This is a genomic window from Glutamicibacter sp. B1 (assembly GCF_039602135.1).
GTDB classification, from domain to species: domain Bacteria; phylum Actinomycetota; class Actinomycetes; order Actinomycetales; family Micrococcaceae; genus Glutamicibacter; species Glutamicibacter ectropisis.
The window spans coordinates 2,484,465-2,501,494 of sequence record NZ_CP125942.1 but is presented as its reverse complement, the minus strand read 5'-3'; the positions used below and the strand labels follow the sequence as shown (position 1 = coordinate 2,501,494).

Here is a 17,030-nt window from a genome sequence, read left to right as displayed (position 1 = left end):
CTCGACTACTTTGCTTCGCCAAGCAAATTAGCGATACGAGCTACGCCCTCTGCAAGATCAGCATCGCCCAGTGCATAGGACATGCGGATGTAGCCGGATGGACCGAAAGCTTCACCAGGAACAACGGCTACCTCAGCCTGCTCCAGGATGAAAGCAGCCAGCTCTGCGCTGGTGTTGTTCACGACGCCACGGAATTCACGTCCGAGCAGGCCGCGCACATCCGAGTAGGCGTAGAAGGCGCCCTCTGGGGTAGGGCAGTGCAGACCATCAATGGCGTTCAGGCCCTCAACGATTGCTAGGCGTCGACGGTTGAAAGCGGTCTTCATCTCGTTCACCGCATCTAGAGGCCCTGCAACGGCAGCTAAAGCGGCTCGCTGGGAAACATTGGCAACGTTCGAGGTGGCATGCGATTGCAGGTTGGTAGCCGCCTTGATGACATCGGCAGGTCCAGCCATCCATCCCACACGCCAGCCGGTCATGGCGTAGGTCTTGGCTACACCGTTGAGCACAACGACGCGGTCTTCGAGTTCTGGAGCCAGGGTAGCGATGGAACTGAAGGAAGCATCACCATAAGTTAGGTGTTCGTAGATCTCGTCGGTGACAACCCAGAGGCCCTTAGAAGCAGCCCACTGGCCAATTTCGCGAACCTGTTCTGGTGAGTACACGGCTCCGGTGGGGTTGGAAGGGGAGACAAACAGCAAAATCTTGGTGCGTTCGGTCAGCACCGATTCGAGCTGCTCCACGGTGACCTTGTAGCCCTGTTCTGGGCCAGCAAAGATTGAAACTGGCTTGCCACCAGCCAACTGAATGGCTTCAGGATAGGTGGTCCAATAAGGTGCAGGAACGATGACCTCGTCGCCTGGATCAAGCAAGGTGGCGAAGGTGTTGTAAACAGCCTGCTTGCCACCGTTAGTGACCAAGACCTGGGAAGCAGAAATCTCATAGCCAGAATCGCGCAAGGTTTTCTCTGCAATGGCTTCACGCAGTTCTGGAAGGCCGGCGGCAGGGGAGTAGCGGTGATTCTTTGGATCGCGGGCAGCTTCAAGCGCAGCCTCAACAATGTAGTCAGGCGTTGGGAAATCAGGCTCACCGGCACCGAACCCGATGACTGGGCGACCTGCGGCTTTCAGAGCCTTAGCCTTGGCGTCGACTGCGAGAGTGGCGGATTCGGAAATTGCGCCGATACGGCGAGAAATTCGAGACATGTGAGAATTCGTCCTGAAGTTTGTGGGGACAGCTGTTAGTTCTCAGTTTAGTTCCCAGTCCACTAGAACACCTGAGGATGAGTAAAAATGACATCAACGAGGCCAAAAATGAGCTGAACTATGCGTTCTGCGCCACACCATGGGTTGTCAGTTCGACAATTGCCATTTCGTTGCGTACAGTTATTTCTCGTTGCCGAGACATCGCAACGGAAGAAACTTCAAGTCTTCATCCGCTAAGATGTTCTAGGTGGGAGCGAAAAATGCTCCGAAGGGTAGTGGCGCAATTGGTAGCGCAGCGGTCTCCAAAACCGCAGGTTGCAGGTTCGAGTCCTGTCTGCCCTGCGCAGTAGCGATTTATCGCTTAGCGAATTATCTTACGTCACGGTGTGTTGTTGTCGATCAGGCTACGACGCACCGTGATTGTTTCAACTGGCCAAAAAAATTGAAACGAGGAAGATCATGACCGAGTCTGCTCTTAGCTCTGGCAAGGGTAAGCAGAAGAAGGGCTTTTTTGCCCAGATCATGCTATTTTTCCGTCAGGTAATCGCGGAACTTAAAAAGGTAGTCACCCCGACCCGAAGCGAACTGATCAACTACTTCTTAGTAGTCGTCGGATTTGTTGTCGTGGTGATGCTGATCGTGACAGCCCTAGATTTTGTCTTCGGACAGGGTTCGATCCTCCTGTTCACCAAACAGGTAGAACAGTAAGTTTAGTTGCCTCGGAGGTATAATCTCTCCGAGGCAATTTCAGTGTCATTCAGTCAAAGAGAGCAGGAGCTGCAGTGTCCGACAAGGAACTCGAACCGCAGATTAATGACGAGGTCGAAAACGAGTTCGTTGAAGCCGACAGCGATCAGGTAGATGCAGCCGTTGAGGCTGACGTCGACTCGAACGAAGCCCCAGCCGTAGAAGCTGAAGATGCTCAGGTTGCTGAAGCCGAAGCCGAGGTTGAAGAAACCGAAGCTGAGGTTGCGCAGGACGAAGCCGAGGAATCTGGCGAGGACAAGGTTGCTCGCCTCAAGGAAGAATTCCGTTCCAATCTACGTCGCCTTCCAGGTGACTGGTTTGTCATTCACACTTACGCCGGCTACGAAAACCGCGTCAAGGTGAACCTCGAAACCCGTATCCAGACTCAGGATATGGAAGAGTTCATCTACGACATTCAGGTGCCGATGGAAGAAGTCGTTGAGGTCAAGAACACTCAGCGTAAGATCGTTCGCCGCGTGCGCATTCCAGGCTACGTTCTGGTTCGCATGGAACTCACCGACGCTTCATGGGGTGTTGTTCGACACACTCCAGGTGTCACCGGATTCGTCGGAAACGCCCACGATCCAAACCCACTGAACCTTGACGAAGTGTTCTCCATGCTGGAGCACACTGTCGTAGACCCAGTAGAGCAGCCATCGGCTTCGAAGCCAGGTCGCGCACCAATTACTGAGGTCACCGTGGACTTTGAAGTTGGAGAATCGGTCATCGTCAACGATGGTCCATTCGAAACGATGCCTGCGACTATCTCCGAAATTAAGCTGGAAGCAGCTCAGCTGGTGGTACTGGTTTCCATCTTCGAGCGCGAAACCCCAGTGACCTTGAACTTCAACCAGGTCACCAAGATCCAGTAGTATTAAGTCTTCGTGCCCCATATCGATCGCTTATCGGTGTGAGGGCGCGTTTGGCTGTCGCGCCACGATAGCCAGATCCCCGTACCACGCTCCTGTGCTGCGGGAACCGCAAGAGTAAGAAGGACCCGACATGGCCCCAAAGAAAAAGGTCACCGGACTCATCAAGCTGCAGATTCAGGCAGGTGCTGCTAACCCAGCTCCTCCAATTGGTCCAGCGCTTGGTCAGCACGGCGTCAACATCATGGAATTCTGCAAGGCTTACAACGCAGCGACCGAGTCGCAGCGCGGTAACGTGATTCCAGTTGAAATCACCGTTTACGAAGACCGTTCGTTCACTTTCATCACCAAGACTCCTCCTGCAGCTGAGCTGATCAAGAAGGCTGCTGGCGTTGCAAAGGGTTCGGGCACCCCTCAGTCCCTGAAGGTTGCAAACCTGACCCAGGCACAGGTTGAGGAAATCGCCACCGCTAAGATGGCTGACCTGAACGCTAACGATCTTGCTGCTGCAGCAAAGATCATCGCCGGTACCGCTCGTTCCATGGGTGTCACCGTAGAAGGCTAATTCCGCCTTCCGCTGTTCACCTAGTGAAGAGCACCAAAGAATTTAATCTAAGACGAAACGATCACCTGATCGATTCGCCCGTGGCAGGACCGCGCGCGGTCCATATGACCACGACTGCATAAGGAGAAAACGCAGATGGCAAAGCGCAGCAAAGCATACGTAGCCGCCGCGGCTAAGATCGATGCCGACAACAACGTCTACACTCCTGCCCAGGCAATCGCCTTGGCAAAGGAGACCGCAGGCGAGAAGACCAACTCGACCGTTGAGGTTGCTTTCCGCTTGGGTGTTGACCCACGTAAGGCTGACCAGATGGTTCGCGGTACCGTAAACCTTCCACACGGCACCGGTAAGACCGCTCGTGTTGTTGTTTTCGCTAACGGTGACAAGGCAGAAGCAGCTCGTGAAGCTGGCGCCGACTTCGTTGGCTCGGACGACCTGATCGAAAAGATCCAGGGCGGCTGGACCGACTTCGACGCAGCAGTTGCAACCCCTGACCTGATGGGTAAGGTTGGCCGCTTGGGTAAGGTACTGGGTCCACGTAACCTGATGCCAAACCCTAAGACCGGCACCGTAACCATGGATGTTGCTAAGGCTGTTAACGACATCAAGGGCGGCAAGATCGACTTCCGCGTCGACAAGCACTCGAACCTGCACTTCATCATTGGCAAGGTTTCGTTCGATGCTAAGCAGCTGACCGAGAACTACGCAGCAGCACTTGACGAGGTATTGCGCCTGAAGCCTTCGGCTTCGAAGGGTCGCTACATCTCGAAGGCTACCCTCGCAACCACCTTCGGTCCAGGCATCCCTGTTGACCCGAACGTAACTCGCGTCGAGGCCTAAGCTTAGTAGCTTAACTAATTGAGGGAGCATACCGATCATCGGTATGCTCCCTCAATTTTTAACCTTAAATTGGCAAGAGATCCTATAAAAAGTGTCTGCGGGTAGGAAACTATTATTGCCGGTGATAGGCTTTGAATGCCGAGTTTCTCGGTCATCTGTGTATGGAACCCCCAAGTTCATACACCGATGAAGTTAAGAAGTTCCCCAAGCTTCTTAACTCGGCGGGACTTTTTGCCAGTGTTCCCCAAGCGCCGGTAAAAAGTACCGCCACCCTAAACTTTCTTACGTGATCAGTATCATGAGAAGTTTGCATGGCTTCGATTTGCTGTGCCCTGCTGATCTAACTTAGACTAGAAATACCGAAGACCGTCGGTTGAACATCTGGTTTCCAAATGTTCCTAAAGGTCCGCAAGGACAACCAACGCAGGTTACATAGATTTGCTTTGACTTGAATGAGTTGAACTGCCCTGTGCTCCTGCGCGGGGCTATTTTTATGGCCTCGCCGGTTTTGAAACGGTACCGAACAAATCCCCGGAAGGAGTGTTATGGCAACCCCGAGCAAGACTGCAGCGATTGAAGAAATCACTGCGGACTTTAACGAATCAACCGCGGCTGTCTTGACCGAATACCGTGGGCTTACCGTTGCACAGCTCAAGGATCTACGCCGCTCGCTTGGTCAGGAGACCAAGTACGCAGTTGTGAAGAACACCTTGACCGCAATCGCAGCTAAGAACGCTGGCATCGATGCATTCGATGAGCAGCTTTCCGGCCCAACCGCTATCGCCTTTGTTAAGGGCGACGCTGTTGCAGCTGCTAAGAGCCTCACGGAATTCGCCAAGACTAACGACAAGCTGGTTATCAAGACCGGCTGGTTCGAAGGTAAGGCGCTGGATCAGAGTGGCATCGCTGCTCTGGCCGCACTGGAATCCCGCGAAACCCAGCTCGCTCGCGTTGCTGCAGTACTGCAGGCTCCGGCCTCCGCTGCTGCTCGCGTGGTCGATGCACTGCGTGCAAAGCTCGAAGAGAACGGTGGCGCAGCTGCCGAGGAAGCTCCGGCAGAAGCCTAAGCTTTCGCGATCTCTCGCAACGTAATCCCAAATTCATTAGGCCTTCGGGCCAAAACCGAAAGGACGCCGACCATGGCGAAGCTCAGCAACGAAGAGCTGCTTTCCGCATTCAAGGAAATGACCATCATCGAACTTTCCGAGTTCGTTAAGGAATTCGAAGAGACCTTCGACGTAACCGCTGCTGCTGTTGCAGTTGCCGGTCCTGCAGGCGGCGGCGAAGCTGCTGCTGAAGAGAAGACCGAATTCGACGTTATCCTTGAGTCGGCTGGCGACAAGAAGATCGCAGTGATCAAGGAAGTTCGTGGCATCACCTCCCTGGGTCTGAAGGAAGCTAAGGAGCTCGTTGACGGCGCTCCAAAGGCTCTGCTTGAGGGTGTTGCAAAGGACGCTGCCGAGAAGGCTAAGGAAGCTCTGGAAGCTGCCGGCGCTACCGTCACCGTTAAGTAAGTTCCGCGGTCACTCGCAACTTATTGTTAAGGGGTTCACAGGCGAAAGCCTGTGGGCCCCTTAGCCGTTAACTGGTACTTTCATCTGAATTGTTTTATAACGTTTCTATTAACAGCGTTTATTCAAGTTCATTGCATACGCTAATTGGGTGTCGAATTCATTAGCTCCACGGACCCCCGCATCTGCGCCGAGACTTGGTCTATTAGACGCGTTGCGTATCACCGCCGCTCTCTTGGTGGTGTTCTATCACTACACGGCCTGGGGGCATGACCACTGGGGGAGTAAGGCTCCTGAATTCTGGCCAGTGCTTTCTGAATTTACCCGGTACGGGCAATTAGGCGTGCAGCTATTCTTCCTGATTTCAGGGTTCGTCATCCTCATGTCCCTGCAAGGGAAAAACATCATCGGCTTTATCGGATCACGAGTTGGCCGGCTCTATCCAGCCTATTGGGTCGCCGTTATTGCCGCTGCCGTTCTGTCGTTGGTGATTTGGCCCGAAGGTAATGGTGGGCGTGCAGCCAGCGATATCCTTCCGAACCTCACCATGTTCCAGGGCGCCTTCGGTGTCCAGAACCTCGACGGGGTCTATTGGACCCTGTGGGTAGAGCTACGGTTCTATCTCTTATTGGGACTGCTTCTTGCCTTGAAACTGACCAAGGTCAAGCACATCATGGTGCTCTGCACACTCTGGCCAGCTCTTGGCCTCTACTTACACTTCACCAATCTTAACCAGCTGCAGGACAAGGTGGCCGGTGAGTACGCCGCACTCTTCGCCGCAGGCATGATGTTGTACCTGATCTACCAAAACGGTCATACCCTGATGCGTTGGATCTTAGTCGCAGGTAATACTGCTGTCGCAGCATTCTTTACCGGGATCAAGGGACAACAGGATGCCAGCGAATTATCTGGCCTTGATGTCCCAGCCTGGCATTTTCAAGCCCTGGTAGTACTTTGCGTTGTGCTCTTGGCAGTGTGCACACTGACCCCGCTTAAGCACATTCAAGCCAAATGGCTGGCTGTCGCCGGCTCTTTGACCTTTCCGCTGTACCTATTCCACCAACTGTGGGGCTGGTGGATTATTGAAGAACTGCACGGCGTTGTAAACAAATACGTGCTGCTCTTCGGACTGATTGCTGCGATGCTCGGATTCGCTTATCTGGTGGCACGCTTTGTAGAGAAGCCGCTGGGCTTGCCACTGCGAAACGCCACCATCAAGACCCTCACCGTCTCCACAGCGTGGGTCAAGAAGGTGATGAGCCGCCCAGTGCCAGCTATATCGAAGCCGAAATATCAGCAATCGTGGCATCAAACCCGGTAACTAGATCCTGCGGGCGGACCAATAAGCCGTGTCCTCGATCGCCACTTCCCAGGCCGATATGCTCGGGTACCGGTTCATCGAATACGCTGGCATCGATAAACACGGGCAACACAGTGTGCGAGCCAAATGGTGTGATCGTTCCACTCTCGTAGTGAGTGACATCCCAAGCGATATCTGCATCTGGTAGAGAGAGCTTGTTGACGCCTAATTGGCCTCGCAACTTGGCCCAGTCCAGCTTGCGCCCACCGGGAATCAGCGCGAAAACGAAAGTGTCATCGGACTTCTTAATTACTAAAGACTTGAGCAGGTGCGCGGGTTTGATCCCTAAAGCCTCGGCTGCTTCTTCCAGAGAGTTCACCTTGTCTCGGGGCACCAGCTCGATGGGGATATTTCGGCGAGACGCGTCGAGGGTAACGCGGGTCAATGCTTCATCAGACTGCAACTTGTTCACTTGATCTCCGTTCCTTCGATGTTTGCCCCAGCATAGTCACAAGGACATGAAGTTTCCATGAAGCAACCTGCAACCATAGACACGAATTTGGAAGGCTGAAGAATCAAAAGTGGGGGAATAGATCTTCTGCGCGCAGTGTTCTGATGGACAGGGAATTCTTTTGAAGGAAGTTTCTTCTCGGAGTACCAAGACCTTATTTGACGAGAAAACTTAGTCGGTGTGACAAAACGCATAGGCGTTCATATTTGCACATACAAACGTCAGCCGCTGGTTGTAGCTTCGATGTCGCACTGAACGCGATATTCCGGAAAATAGTGGTGTCAATAGGCCAATTGCATAGCGGAGCGGAAGGGTTCGAAAGCTCTGAGTCAGTGCGTGAAAACAGTCGGACTCTGCATTCAGAATTCAGGGGTCGAAAACTATAGCACGAATTTGGGCACCGAGTATCGACAACCGCAAATTCCTCCGGTAGAGTAGAAATTTGCGCCTTACTGTATGCGCGCGCGACCTTCATATAGCGGTGGGTTCGCGCGGTCCAAAAAGAGGAACTGTCCTACGGCAGGTACCTTAGCACGGTAAGCGTTCGGAAACCTGACGGTCTTTGGAAGGATCCATCTTGGTCGCCTCGAGCAACCCTAACAACCAAACCGCTAGTTCGGCTCGCGATGCTGCATACGCTGGCCGACTTTCTTTTGCAAAGATTCACGAACCACTTGAAGTGCCTAACCTGTTGGCATTGCAGACCGAGAGCTTTGACCGCCTCGTCGGCAATCAGAACTGGGTAGAGCGTCTTGCCAAGGCTGAAGCCGCTGGTGACACCAGCGTGCCAAACACCTCGGGCTTGGCTGAAATCTTCGAGGAAATCTCCCCAATTGAGGACTTCCAGGACACCATGTCCTTGAGCTTCTCGGAGCCGGAGTTCGCTGATCCTAAGTACTCAATCGCAGAGTGCAAGGACCGCGACGCCACTTACGCGGCACCGCTGTACGTCAAGGCCGAATTCATGAACAATGAAACCGGCGAAATCAAGCAGCAGACCGTGTTCATGGGCGATTTCCCGCTGATGACCGAAAAGGGCACCTTCATCATCAACGGCACCGAGCGTGTCGTTGTTTCCCAGCTGGTGCGCTCCCCAGGTGCATACTTCGAGTCCGCACCGGACAAGACCAGTGACAAGACGATCTACTCGGCACGTATCATCCCATCGCGTGGTGCATGGTTCGAGCTGGAAATCGACAAGCGTGACCAGATCGGCGTACGCCTTGACCGTAAGCGTAAGCAGTCGGTCACCGTGCTGCTTAAGGCTCTGGGCTGGAGCGAAGAGCAGATCCTGTCTGAATTCGGCCAGTACGATTCGATGCGCGCTACCTTGGAAAAGGACAGCATCAAGGATCAGGACGAAGCGCTGCTGGATATCTACCGCAAGCTGCGTCCAGGCGAGCCTCCAACGGTTGAAGCTGCTCAGGCACTGTTGAAGAACATGTACTTTGAGCCTAAGCGTTACGACCTGGCGAAGGTTGGCCGCTACAAGCTGAACCGCAAGCTCGGTGTCGAGACTCCGGTTAACGCTGAGAACGCTTCGGTACTGGCACTCGATGACCTCGTTGCCATGATCCGTTACCTCGTTGCACTGCACGCAGGCGAGAAGACCGTTCAGGGTACCCGCAAGGGCGAGATCGTTGACATCCCAGTGAACATCGACGATATCGACCACTTCGGTAACCGTCGTATCCGTGCTGTTGGCGAACTGATTGAGAACCAGGTCCGCACCGGTCTGTCCCGTATGGAGCGTGTTGTGCGTGAACGCATGACCACCCAGGACGTCGAGGCCATCACCCCGCAGACCCTGATCAACATCCGCCCTGTGGTTGCTGCCATCAAGGAGTTCTTCGGAACCTCGCAGCTCTCGCAGTTCATGGACCAGAACAACCCACTGGCAGGTCTGACCCACAAGCGTCGTCTTTCGGCGCTGGGCCCAGGTGGTTTGTCCCGTGACCGTGCAGGCATGGAAGTTCGAGACGTTCACCCGTCGCACTACGGACGTATGTGCCCGATTGAAACTCCCGAAGGTCCAAACATTGGTCTGATCGGTTCGTTGGCAACCTATGGTCGTATCAACGCCTTTGGTTTCATCGAAACCCCATACCGTCGTGTGTCCAACGGTGTGTCGTCTCCAACGAGGTTGACTACCTGACCGCAGACGACGAGCTGCAGCACTACATCGCTCAGGCTAACGCGCCTTTGGATGAGAACGGTCGCTTCGTTGAAGACACCGTACTGGTCCGTGAAAAGGGCGGTGGCGGTGAGCCTGTAATCGTGGACGCCGATGAAGTAACCTTCATGGACGTTTCGCCTCGCCAGATGGTGTCGGTGGCAACCGCCCTGATTCCATTCCTGGAGCACGACGATGCTAACCGAGCACTGATGGGTGCTAACATGCAGCGCCAGGCTGTGCCACTGCTCAAGAGTGAGCGCCCATTGGTTGGTACCGGCATGGAGAAGTTCGCGGCAGTTGACGCCGGCGACTCCGTGGTTGCTTCCAAGCCAGGTGTGGTCACCGAGGTTTCCGCCGACCTGGTGGTTGTCATGAACGATGACGGCACCGAGTCGATGTACCCAATCATGAAGTTCGCTCGCTCGAACCAGGGTAACGCTTACAACCAGCGCGTGCGCGTCTCAGAAGGCGATCGTCTGGAATACCAGTCGATCATCGCCGACGGTCCGTCCACCGACTCCGGTGAGCTGTCCCTGGGTAAGAACCTGCTGGTGGCCTTCATGTCTTGGGAAGGTTACAACTACGAGGATGCGATCATCCTTTCCCAGCGCATGATCTTCGACGACGTGCTCACCTCGATTCACATCGAAGAGCACGAAGTTGATGCCCGCGACACCAAGCTTGGTGCCGAGGAAATCACCCGCGACATCCCGAATGTTTCGGAAGACATCCTCTCCCAGCTTGATGACCGTGGCATCGTCTACATCGGTGCTGAAGTTGAAGCCGGCGACGTACTGGTAGGCCGTGTCACCCCTAAGGGTGAAACCGAGCTGACCCCAGAAGAGCGCCTGCTGCGTGCCATTTTCGGTGAGAAGTCCCGCGAAGTTCGCGATACCTCGCTGAAGGTTCCACACGGCGAGTCCGGCACTGTGATCGGTGTTCGTATCTTCGACCGCGACAACGACGATGATCTGTCCCCTGGTGTCAACCAGCTGGTGCGCGTGTACGTTGCCCAGAAGCGTAAGATCTCGATCGGTGACAAGCTTGCAGGCCGTCACGGTAACAAGGGTGTCATCTCGCGCATTATGCCGTTAGAAGATATGCCATTCCTGGAAGACGGTACCCCGCTGGACGTCATCCTGAACCCACTGGGTGTGCCAGGCCGTATGAACGTCGGTCAGGTTATGGAAATCCACCTGGGTTGGGCTGCTAAGCAGGGTTGGAAGATCGAGGGTGAGCCTGAATGGGTTCGCGATCTGCCTAACCTGCCTCGCGAAACCGGTTCCACCACCGTGGCAACCCCAGTGTTTGACGGTGCTTCGGAAGAAGAAATCCGCGGCATCCTGGATTCGACCAACAAGACTCGTGACGGTGTGCGCCTGATTGGCAACTCCGGTAAGGCGAAACTGTTTGACGGTCGTTCCGGCGATCCGTTGCCAGATCCAGTCTCCGTGGGCTACATGTACATCTTGAAGCTTCACCACCTGGTGGACGACAAGATTCACGCCCGTTCCACCGGTCCATACTCCATGATCACCCAGCAGCCACTGGGTGGTAAGGCCCAGTTCGGTGGCCAGCGCTTCGGTGAAATGGAAGTTTGGGCACTGGAAGCATACGGTGCCGCTTACACGCTGCAGGAAATCTTGACCATCAAGTCGGATGATATCCACGGTCGCGTGAAGGTCTACGAAGCAATCGTCAAGGGCGAGAACGTTCCAGAACCTGGTGTTCCAGAATCGTTCAAGGTGCTTATCAAGGAAATGCAGTCGCTGTGCTTGAACGTTGAGGTACTTGGTACCGACGGCAACACAATCGAAATGCGTGAGTCGGACGAGGAATCGTTCCGCGCCGCTGAAGAGCTGGGCATCGACCTTTCCCGGTCGGAGCCAAACTCCGTAGAGGAAGTTTAATTTGACGCCCTGCCTGCAGTAGCCCTGCAGGCAGGGGCCGAAAATTCAACCCTCATTCGTATCGACTTCAGACACCACAGAAGAGAGAAAAGGACCATATGTCCAGCGATTCCTCATTCGGCCTTATGCGAATCAACCTCGCCACCGCGGAAGAAATCCGTGGATGGAGCTACGGCGAGGTCAAGAAGCCGGAAACCATTAACTACCGCACCCTCAAGCCGGAGAAGGACGGTCTTTTCTGCGAAAAGATCTTCGGCCCTTCCCGCGACTGGGAATGCTACTGCGGTAAGTACAAGCGCGTGCGCTTCAAGGGCATCATCTGCGAGCGTTGTGGCGTTGAGGTGACCCGTGCGAACGTTCGTCGTGAGCGCATGGGCCACATCGAGCTTGCTGCTCCAGTGACCCACATCTGGTACTTCAAGGGCGTTCCTTCGCGCTTGGGCTACCTGCTTGATCTGGCTCCGAAGGACCTGGAAAAGGTCATCTACTTCGCTGCCTACATGATCACCAGCGTGAACGAAGACCGTCGCCACGCTGAAATGCCTAACCTGCAGGCCCAGCACGATCTGGAACTGCGCCAGTTGGCTACCAACGCCGAAGCTGACAAGAAGGCTGTTGCAGCCGAATTGGAAGCAGAGCTGGAGAAGCTGGAAGCAGACGGCGCGAAGAACGCCGAGCTGAACAAGGCTCGTACCTTGGCCGAGAAGACCGTGCTGCAGATCGACAAGCGTGCCAAGGCTGAAGCTGAGCGCCTGCGTGCAGTGTGGGAACGCTTCAAGAACCTGAAGGTCGCTGACCTCGAAGGTGATGAAGGCCTGTACCGCACCATGCGTGAGAAGTACGGACTGTACTTCGAAGGCTCCATGGGTGCAGAAGCAATCCAGAAGCGTCTGGAAAACTTCGATCTGGCGGCCGAAGCTGAAGAGCTGAAGACCGTCATTGAGAACGGCAAGGGCCAGAAGAAGGCTCGTGCACTCAAGCGCCTGAAGGTTGTTAACGCATTCTTGGCCAATGGCAACTCGCCAAAGGGCATGGTGCTCGACGCCGTTCCAGTGATCCCGCCAGAACTGCGCCCAATGGTTCAGCTCGACGGTGGCCGTTTCGCTACCTCGGACCTGAACGACCTGTACCGTCGCGTGATCAACCGCAACAACCGCCTGAAGCGTCTGCTTGATCTTGGTGCACCTGAGATCATCGTGAACAACGAAAAGCGCATGATGCAGGAAGCTGTTGACTCGCTGTTCGACAACGGCCGCCGTGGCCGTCCGGTCACCGGTCCAGGTAACCGTCCACTGAAGTCCCTGAGCGACATGCTCAAGGGTAAGCAGGGTCGTTTCCGTCAGAACCTGCTCGGTAAGCGCGTTGACTACTCGGGCCGTTCGGTCATCGTGGTTGGCCCGCAGCTGAAGCTGCACCAGTGTGGTCTGCCTAAGCAGATGGCTCTGGAGCTCTTCAAGCCTTTCGTGATGAAGCGCCTGGTTGACCTCAACCACGCACAGAACATCAAGTCGGCTAAGCGTATGGTCGAGCGTTACCGTCCACAGGTTTGGGACGTTCTCGAAGAGATCATCACCGAGCACCCGGTACTGCTCAACCGTGCACCAACCCTGCACCGTTTGGGTATCCAGGCCTTCGAACCACAGCTCATTGAAGGTAAGGCTCTGCAGCTGCACCCATTGGTTTGTGGCGCGTTCAACGCTGACTTCGACGGTGACCAGATGGCAGTACACCTGCCGCTGAGCCCAGAAGCACAGGCTGAAGCTCGCATCTTGATGCTGTCCTCGCACAACATCTTGAAGCCTTCCGATGGTCGCCCGGTGGCACAGCCTTCGCAGGATATGATCATCGGTCTGCACCACTTGACCACCAAACGTGCTCATGAGGTTGGCGCTGGCCGCGTGTTCTCGACCGTTTCCGAAGCCATCATGGCCAAGGATCTGGGCGAACTGCACCTGAACGCACCGATCAAGGTCCGCGTGGAGAACTTTGTTCCTTCCGCAGACCAGCCAGCCCCTGAGGGCTGGGAGCCAGGTACCCCAGCACTGCTGGAGACCTCGCTGGGTCAGGTACTGTTCAACGACACCCTGCCTGCGGACTACCCATGGGTAGCCACCGTTGCCGGTAAGGATGCACTCTCGGAGATCGTCAACGATCTGGCAGAGCGCTACCCGAAGGTCATTGCTGCAGCTACCTTGGATAACCTGAAGGACGCCGGTTTCTACTGGTCGACACGCTCGGGTGTCACCGTGGCAATCTCGGACATTACCTCGAACATGGACAAGGCCGCGATCCTTGCACCATACGAGGAACGTGCCGCGAAGGTCCAGGCTTCCTACGACAAGGGTCTGATTGCAGATACCGAACGTCGTCAGGACCTGATCGACATTTGGACCAAGGCTACCGACGAGGTTGCCGAGGCCATGAAGAACGGCATGGAAGAACTGAACACCATTAACCGAATGGTGACTTCCAAGGCTCGTGGTAACTACCTGCAATTGCGTCAGATTGCCGGTATTCGTGGTCTGGTGTCCAACCCTAAGGGTGAAATTATTCCTCGCCCGATTAAGTCTTCCTACCGTGAAGGCCTGTCGGTTCTGGAGTACTTCATCGCTACCCACGGTGCCCGTAAGGGTCTGGCCGATACCGCACTGAAGACCGCAAACTCGGGTTACCTGACCCGACGTCTGGTTGACGTTTCGCAGGACGTTATCGTCCGCGAAGAGGACTGCGGTACCAAGCGCGGCTTGACCGTTGCCATTGCTGATAACTCAGCTGGCATCCGTGTGAAGCACGAAACCGTTGAGAACTCGGCTTACACCCGTACGCTGGCTGCAGACGTGAAGAACGCTGAAGGCACCGTATTGGCTACCGCCGGTTCGGATGTAGGCGACGTACTGATCGACGAACTGTACGCTGCAGGCGTGGATGAAATCCGCGTTCGCTCCGTACTGACCTGTGACTCGGCAGTGGGAACCTGTGCACTGTGCTACGGCCGTTCGTTGGCCAGCGGCAAGACCGTGGACATTGGTGAGGCTGTTGGCATTATCGCTGCACAGTCCATCGGTGAGCCTGGTACCCAGCTGACCATGCGTACCTTCCACACCGGTGGTGTGGCATCGGCTGACGATATCACCCAGGGTCTGCCTCGTATTCAGGAACTTTTCGAAGCCCGTACCCCTAAGGGTGTGGCTCCGATGTCCGAGGTCACCGGTCGCGTGTCGATCGAGGACGACGAGAAGCAGTTGCGCGTTGTGGTTACCCCAGACAACGGCGACGAGAAGCAGGCCTACCCGGTTCTGCGTCGTGCTCGCCTGTTGGTTGAGGAAGGCCAGAACATCGTTGCCGGTACCCAGCTCACCTCCGGTACCTTGGATCCGAAGCAGGTTCTTCGAGTCCTCGGCCCACGTGAAGCACAGAAGTTCCTGGTCCGCGAGGTTCAGGATGTGTACCAGTCTCAGGGTGTAGGCATCCACGATAAGCACGTGGAAGTTATCGTCCGCCAGATGCTGCGTCGCGTCACCGTGATCGAGTCCGGCGAAACTGACTTGCTGCCAGGCGAGTTGGCTGACCGTTCGCGCTTCACCGCTGCGAACCGTAAGGCTGTCTCGGAAGGCAAGCGTCCAGCTGCCGGCCGTGACGAAATGATGGGTATTACCAAGGCCTCGCTGGCTACCGATTCATGGCTGTCGGCTGCTTCCTTCCAGGAAACCACCCGCGTCCTGACTCAGGCTGCGATGGAAGGTAAGGAAGATCCGCTGCGCGGTCTGAAGGAGAACGTGATCATCGGTAAGCTGATCCCGGCCGGTACCGGTCTGGACCGCTACACCCAGGTCGCCGTCGAGCCAACCGATGAAGCAAAGGCAACTTTGTTCACCGGCACCTCGGCCTTCTCCTCGGGTCTGTACGACGATGCACTGGAAGGTGGGCTTTCGCCTGAATTCCGTGCCATCTCGATGGACGACTACGACCACGGTTCGGACTTCCGCTAAAACCGGAACGAACGCCGTTAGGTAGTTGACCCAACGCCTGCCCACACAATCGTGTGGGCAGGCGTTGGGCGTTTAACCACCAACCCGCCGCATGATCATTACTAGATGAATACTCTCCTGAGAGATAAAACAACTAGAGGCTTAGTCGTGATCATTATGTACGTTGGGGGAGTGGCGCCACCCCACAGGTTCAGGTGCCAGTCATCTTAGTGTTGGGCCCCGTTCAGCAATGCGCGATAGCGTCAAAGGGCGAGATCGTTTAGCCAACGTCGCGAAGGGTAAGCCCGGGCATCAACGGTGATTTCGGTTACTGGAGATGGTGGGTCGGCGGATTAATGCTAGACTGAAAGTAATTGTTTTATGTGTGGCAAAATGGACACAGTCCGGGTTGCGGGTAGGTTGCGCAACGAATGCCACACTTTCGCACGCCTAGGGACTTTTAGATTCTAGTTGAGCGGTAAAGCAAGCAGCTAGCTCCATGATCGAAGCACCGAAACTCTACTAGGCAACAGTGCTTATGACGTGGTGCCGACAAACTTAGACAATGGAAGGACACGAAAGTGCCTACTATTCAGCAGCTGGTCCGTAAGGGCCGCTCGCCTAAGGTCGTCAAGACCAAGGCCCCTGCCCTGAAGGGCAACCCAATGCGCCGTGGCGTATGCACCCGTGTGTACACCACCACCCCAAAGAAGCCAAACTCGGCTCTGCGTAAGGTCGCACGTGTGCGCCTTGCCGGTGGCGTCGAAGTTACCGCTTACATTCCAGGTGTCGGACACAACCTGCAGGAACACTCCATCGTGCTCGTTCGCGGTGGTCGTGTAAAGGACCTTCCAGGTGTTCGCTACAAGATTGTACGTGGTGCTCTGGATACCCAGGGTGTGAAGGATCGTAAGCAGGCTCGTTCCCGCTACGGTGCAAAGAAGGATGGTAAGTAATGCCTCGTAAGGGTCCGGCGCCAAAGCGCCCACTAGTTTCTGATCCAGTCTTCGAATCCCCATTGGTCACCCAGCTGATCAACAAGGTTCTCGTCGACGGCAAGAAGTCCACTGCAGAGCGCATTGTTTACGGTGCACTCGAAGGTGCCGCTGCAAAGTCCGGTACCGACGCTGTTTCGACTCTCAAGAAGGCTATGGATAACATCCGCCCAGCCCTTGAGGTTCGTTCCCGCCGTGTCGGTGGCGCGACCTACCAGGTTCCTGTAGAGGTAAAGCCAGGCCGTGCAACCGCACTGGCTCTGCGCTGGTTGGTTGGCTACTCGAAGGCTCGCCGCGAGAAGACCATGATCGAACGTTTGATGAACGAGATCTTGGATGCATCGAACGGTCTGGGTGCCGCTGTGAAGCGTCGCGAAGACACTCACAAGATGGCCGAGTCCAACAAGGCCTTCGCACACTACCGCTGGTAAGA

The 17,030-nt window shown here is 55.4% G+C and carries 12 protein-coding genes, 1 tRNA gene and 1 pseudogene; 12 read left to right on the top strand and 2 right to left on the bottom strand.

The annotated features are described in order from the left end of the window. Nucleotides 1–5 precede the first annotated feature (5 nt). On the bottom strand, nt 6–1,205 hold the full coding sequence (locus QMQ05_RS11725; RefSeq protein ID WP_345470220.1) for a pyridoxal phosphate-dependent aminotransferase: 1,200 nt from the start codon (nt 1,203–1,205) through the stop codon (nt 6–8). A 269-nt stretch (nt 1,206–1,474) separates the two neighbouring features. Between QMQ05_RS11725 and QMQ05_RS11720 the strand changes: the two genes are divergently transcribed. From QMQ05_RS11720 to QMQ05_RS11685, 8 genes are all read left to right on the top strand, one after another. Further along, nucleotides 1,475–1,547 (top strand) — tRNA-Trp (locus tag QMQ05_RS11720). A gap of 117 nt (nt 1,548–1,664) precedes the next feature. After that, complete coding sequence (secE, locus tag QMQ05_RS11715; protein WP_058254912.1) at nt 1,665–1,913, top strand: preprotein translocase subunit SecE; 249 nt, start codon at nt 1,665–1,667, stop codon at nt 1,911–1,913. Nucleotides 1,914–1,987: 74 nt separating this feature from the next. After that, nucleotides 1,988–2,824, top strand: coding sequence for a transcription termination/antitermination protein NusG (gene nusG, locus QMQ05_RS11710; RefSeq protein WP_345470217.1), 837 nt, complete (start codon nt 1,988–1,990; stop codon nt 2,822–2,824). Between the two features lie 130 nt (nt 2,825–2,954). After that, entirely contained in the window at nt 2,955–3,386 is a 432-nt protein-coding gene (gene rplK / locus QMQ05_RS11705) for a 50S ribosomal protein L11 (protein WP_022874150.1), read from the top strand. A gap of 135 nt (nt 3,387–3,521) precedes the next feature. After that, complete coding sequence (gene rplA / locus QMQ05_RS11700; RefSeq protein ID WP_345470214.1) at nt 3,522–4,226, top strand: 50S ribosomal protein L1; 705 nt, start codon at nt 3,522–3,524, stop codon at nt 4,224–4,226. 545 nt (nt 4,227–4,771) lie between these two features. Next, a complete protein-coding gene (rplJ, locus tag QMQ05_RS11695; protein ID WP_058254908.1) occupies nt 4,772–5,293 on the top strand; it encodes a 50S ribosomal protein L10 in 522 nt (173 codons plus the stop codon). Nucleotides 5,294–5,365: 72 nt separating this feature from the next. Beyond that, nucleotides 5,366–5,740: a 50S ribosomal protein L7/L12 gene (gene rplL, locus QMQ05_RS11690; RefSeq protein ID WP_066140753.1), complete on the top strand. Its 375-nt coding sequence runs from the start codon at nt 5,366–5,368 to the stop codon at nt 5,738–5,740. A gap of 148 nt (nt 5,741–5,888) precedes the next feature. Next, nucleotides 5,889–7,058 carry an acyltransferase family protein gene (locus QMQ05_RS11685; RefSeq protein WP_345470211.1) on the top strand — a complete coding sequence of 390 codons (1,170 nt, stop codon included), beginning with the start codon at nt 5,889–5,891 and terminating at the stop codon, nt 7,056–7,058. Here the strand turns inward: QMQ05_RS11685 and QMQ05_RS11680 are convergent. After that, nucleotides 7,012–7,509: an aminoacyl-tRNA deacylase gene (locus QMQ05_RS11680; protein WP_345470209.1), complete on the bottom strand. Its 498-nt coding sequence runs from the start codon at nt 7,507–7,509 to the stop codon at nt 7,012–7,014. The two genes, QMQ05_RS11685 and QMQ05_RS11680, sit on opposite strands and share 47 nt — an antisense overlap. Nucleotides 7,510–8,125: 616 nt before the next feature. On the opposite strand from QMQ05_RS11680, the pseudogene QMQ05_RS11675 reads away from it, so the two are divergent. From QMQ05_RS11675 to rpsG, 4 genes and pseudogenes are all read left to right on the top strand, one after another. After that, nucleotides 8,126–11,634: pseudogene (locus tag QMQ05_RS11675) on the top strand (DNA-directed RNA polymerase subunit beta). 98 nt (nt 11,635–11,732) lie between these two features. Next, on the top strand, nt 11,733–15,623 hold the full coding sequence (locus QMQ05_RS11670; protein WP_345470207.1) for a DNA-directed RNA polymerase subunit beta': 3,891 nt from the start codon (nt 11,733–11,735) through the stop codon (nt 15,621–15,623). Between the two features lie 560 nt (nt 15,624–16,183). Further along, nucleotides 16,184–16,558 carry a 30S ribosomal protein S12 gene (rpsL, locus tag QMQ05_RS11665; protein WP_013349694.1) on the top strand — a complete coding sequence of 125 codons (375 nt, stop codon included), beginning with the start codon at nt 16,184–16,186 and terminating at the stop codon, nt 16,556–16,558. After that, nucleotides 16,558–17,028, top strand: a complete 471-nt coding sequence (gene rpsG, locus QMQ05_RS11660; protein WP_022874142.1) for a 30S ribosomal protein S7 — start codon at nt 16,558–16,560, stop codon at nt 17,026–17,028. Before rpsL ends, rpsG begins: the two co-directional genes overlap by 1 nt. Nucleotides 17,029–17,030 lie beyond the last annotated feature (2 nt).

Coding starts and splice junctions, on each gene's coding strand:
- QMQ05_RS11725 (WP_345470220.1), bottom strand. CDS start 1,205: ATGTCTCGAATTTCTCGCCGTATCGGCGCAATTTCCGAATCCGCCACT.
- secE (WP_058254912.1), top strand. CDS start 1,665: ATGACCGAGTCTGCTCTTAGCTCTGGCAAGGGTAAGCAGAAGAAGGGC.
- rplK (WP_022874150.1), top strand. CDS start 2,955: ATGGCCCCAAAGAAAAAGGTCACCGGACTCATCAAGCTGCAGATTCAG.
- rplA (WP_345470214.1), top strand. CDS start 3,522: ATGGCAAAGCGCAGCAAAGCATACGTAGCCGCCGCGGCTAAGATCGAT.
- rplJ (WP_058254908.1), top strand. CDS start 4,772: ATGGCAACCCCGAGCAAGACTGCAGCGATTGAAGAAATCACTGCGGAC.
- rplL (WP_066140753.1), top strand. CDS start 5,366: ATGGCGAAGCTCAGCAACGAAGAGCTGCTTTCCGCATTCAAGGAAATG.
- QMQ05_RS11670 (WP_345470207.1), top strand. CDS start 11,733: ATGTCCAGCGATTCCTCATTCGGCCTTATGCGAATCAACCTCGCCACC.
- rpsG (WP_022874142.1), top strand. CDS start 16,558: ATGCCTCGTAAGGGTCCGGCGCCAAAGCGCCCACTAGTTTCTGATCCA.